The 2,576-nt window shown below is 68.6% G+C and carries 2 protein-coding genes and 1 pseudogene; all 3 read left to right on the top strand.

What is annotated here, in order from left to right; genetic code table 11:
• Positions 1-1,011, top strand: a 1,011-nt coding sequence (locus V7702_RS16695) for a DEAD/DEAH box helicase (RefSeq protein WP_335651203.1), incomplete at its 5' end; no start/stop codon positions are given.
• 93 nt (positions 1,012-1,104) lie between these two features.
• Positions 1,105-1,656, top strand: a complete 552-nt coding sequence (locus V7702_RS16690; RefSeq protein WP_335651202.1) for a biliverdin-producing heme oxygenase — start codon at positions 1,105-1,107, stop codon at positions 1,654-1,656.
• 132 nt (positions 1,657-1,788) lie between these two features.
• A pseudogene (locus V7702_RS16685) lies at positions 1,789-2,576 on the top strand (HWE histidine kinase domain-containing protein); the annotation flags it as partial.

The raw sequence follows: 2,576 nt of genomic DNA, 5'->3' as shown, positions 1-2,576 counted from the left end.
CGCCTGATCGACCATCTGGGCGAGAAGACCGTCACCCTGCAGGGCGTCGAAACCTTCGTCCTCGATGAGGCCGACCAGATGCTGGACATGGGTTTCATCGTGCCCATCCGCCGCATCGTGAAGCACATCCCCGCCCAGCGGCAGAACCTGTTCTTCTCGGCCACCATGCCGACCGAGATCGGCAAGCTGGCCGGCGAGCTTCTGAAGGACCCGCTCAAGGTCTCGGTGACGCCCCAGGCCACCACCGTCGAGCGCATCAGCCAGAAGGTCCTGTTCGTCGAACAGACCCGCAAGCGCGCCCTGCTGGCCGAGCTGTTCGCCGAGAAGGACTTCAAGCGCGTCATCGTCTTCACCCGCACCAAGCGCGGCGCCGACCGGGTGGCCAAGAGCCTGGAACAGGGCGGCGTGGAAGCCTCGGCCATCCACGGCGACAAGAGCCAGGGCCAGCGTGAGCGCGCGCTCGCCGACTTCAAGGCCGGCAAGATCCGCGCCCTGGTGGCCACCGACATCGCCGCCCGCGGCATCGATGTCGACGCCGTCAGCCACGTGGTGCAGTACGAACTGCCCAACGTGCCGGAGGCCTATGTGCACCGGATCGGGCGGACCGCCCGGGCCGGGGCCGACGGCTCGGCCATCGCGTTCTGCGCCGATGACGAACGCAACCTGTTGCGCGACATCCAGAAGGTGACGCGCCAGACCATCCCGTCCTTCGACCGCCGCAACGACAAGGCTCTGGCCCTGATGACCAAGGCCATCGCCGAGGTCACCCCGGAGGAACCCCGTCAGGCCTCGGGCCGCTCGCGCGATCCGCGCAACGACGTTCCGGCCGCCCTGCGCCAGAGCCGCAATCGGCGTCCCGACCAGAACCGTGGCGGCGAAGGCCGTGGCGGTGGTCAGCCCCGTCGTGACGGCGCCAAGCCGGCCCAGGGCGCCAAGGCGGCCGGCGGCGGCGATCGCTTCCGCGGCCCCAAGCGCGAAGGCGCCCCCAAGGCCTGGAGCCCGATCGACTAGGATCGCGCTCTGCTCACGTCTCCAGCACGGATGGCGACCTGTTCGCCGTCCGTGCATTGGTGTTTGGGCGACCCATTGGACTTGAGATCCCCCATGAATCTCAGAACCACCCTTCGCGCAGCCACGCGCCAAGATCACGACCGTGTCGACCGGTTGGGCGGCGCTTTCGATCTCGCCGATCCTGCCGGGTACGGCGCCTTCCTGCTGGCGCACGCTGCGGTGCTGCCGCCGCTGGAGGCGGCTCTGGACGCAGCCCCGCCGCAGGATCTTCCCCCGTACTGGCCGGAACGGCGTCGCACGGCGGCCTTGCTGTCCGATCTGGCCGAACTCGGTCTTGAGGCGCCAGACCCCTCTCGCATCCCAGCGCCCGCCACCGCCGCGGAGCGTGTGGGCGCGCTCTATGTCCTGGAAGGTTCGCGCCTGGGGGGCATCCTGCTGCGTCGGCGGCTGGCGGAGGCGCAGCCTGGCGCCCCCAGCGCCTATCTGGCGCATGGCGAAGGCGCACCCCTGTGGCGGACCTTCCTGGAGTGGCTCGACAGTCGCGCCCTGGACCCCGCTCAGACCCATGCAGCCATTGACGGAGCCCGCGGGGTATTCGAAGCTTTCGAGGCCGGATTCAAGACCGCCGCCCCGCCGCCCGGCTGAGCGGAAGCCTCAAAAGCGTTCGTTACCCGACAGACCTGGGACCCGATTTGCTATTCTATTACCGGTGAAGCTCCCCGCCGGACGCCTCCCCGGGCGTTTCACCCTCCCCCTGGAACTGGATTCTTCGCGGCCTTGTCCGATGTTGACCTGACGAACTGTGATCGCGAACCGATCCACCTGCTGGGCGAGATTCAGCCATTTGGCTTCCTGCTGGCGGTCACCGGCCAGTGGATGGTGGCGCACGCTTCCGACAACATCCGGGCCTTTCTCGGCGACGCCGCCGAGGACCTGATCGGTTGTTCCCTCACAGAGGTGCTCGACGGCCACGCCGTGCACGAAATCCGCGGCCGACTGCAGATCATGCGCGGCGCCGATTCGGTGGAGCGGGTGTTCAACCTGCCGCTCCGGGCCGGTGGCGAGCCCTTCGATGTGGCCGTCCACTATTCCGGTGATCTCCTGGTCATCGAGGCGGAGCCCAGCCGCGCGGAGTCCTCGCTGGAGGCCGCCTCGACCGTGCGCTCCATGTCCAACCGCGTGGCCGAGCGGAAGACCATTGATGACATCGTGCACGAGGCCGCGCGCCAGGTGCGCGCCCTGACCGAGTTCGATCGGGTCATGGTCTACCGCTTCGACCAGGACGGCGCCGGCGAGGTGATCGCCGAGTCGGTGCGGCCCGGCATCGGATCCTTCCTGGGTCAGCGCTATCCCGCCTCCGACATTCCCAGGCAGGCCCGCGCCCTCTACGAGCGCAGCTGGCTGCGGATCATCGCCGACATTGACGCCGAGACCCCCAAGGTCCGCCCGGCGCTCGGCCCCAGCGGCGGCCCCCTGGACCTGTCGATGTCGATGCTGCGGGCTGTCTCGCCGATTCACATCGAGTATCTGCGCAATATGGGCGTGGGCGCCTCGCTCTCCATCTC

It is taken from the genome of Phenylobacterium sp. (genome assembly GCF_036963605.1).
Classification (GTDB): Bacteria; Pseudomonadota; Alphaproteobacteria; order Caulobacterales; family Caulobacteraceae; genus Phenylobacterium.
This window is presented reverse-complemented; position numbering and strand designations above follow the sequence as displayed.